1 protein-coding gene and 1 pseudogene are annotated in these 413 nt (G+C 68.0%); both read right to left on the minus strand.

Translation table 11 applies throughout. The features are described from left to right. Positions 1-125: pseudogene (locus LG395_RS40975) on the minus strand (50S ribosomal protein L31); the annotation flags it as partial. A gap of 56 nt (positions 126-181) precedes the next feature. Beyond that, positions 182-346, minus strand: a complete 165-nt coding sequence (gene rpmG, locus LG395_RS40980; RefSeq protein ID WP_225814696.1) for a 50S ribosomal protein L33 — start codon at positions 344-346, stop codon at positions 182-184. Positions 347-413: the final 67 nt, after the last annotated feature.

A 413-nucleotide genomic window follows, 5' to 3' on the forward strand; every position in this document is an offset into this window, starting at 1 on the left:
GTGGTGCCGTCCTCCCACTCGACCGTCCGCTCCGTGTCGATGGTGGAGCGGGTGAGCAGCTGGAAGCCTGCCGCGCGGTCGCGGAAGACGACGGGGCGGGAGACGGGGTGGATGCCGTTCCTCATGGGGTGTTCCTCCTCGCGGGGAGTGTGTTCTTCGAGGGGTGCGGGGTGCGCGGGGGTCAGCGCTCCTCGCGGAAGAGAACGTGCGCGCCGGCCACCGGGTCGTACTTGCGCAAGGCCAGCCGGTCTGGGTCGTTCAGACGGTTCTTGCGGGTCACGTAGGTGACGCCGGTGCCGGCCGTCGACTTCAGCTTGACGACGGGGCGTGTGGTGCTGCGTGCCATGAGGAACTCCTTCCGTCGACCGCCCGAGCCCGTTGACTCGAACATGTCAGACGGTTGTCTCAACACC

This window comes from Streptomyces spinosus, from assembly GCF_020400655.1.
In the GTDB taxonomy this organism is placed as follows: domain Bacteria; phylum Actinomycetota; class Actinomycetes; order Streptomycetales; family Streptomycetaceae; genus Streptomyces; species Streptomyces argyrophylli.

What these genes read in the sequence shown, in the direction of transcription:
- rpmG (WP_225814696.1), bottom strand. Translation starts at nt 346, where the DNA reads ATGGCACGCAGCACCACACGCCCCGTCGTCAAGCTGAAGTCGACGGCC.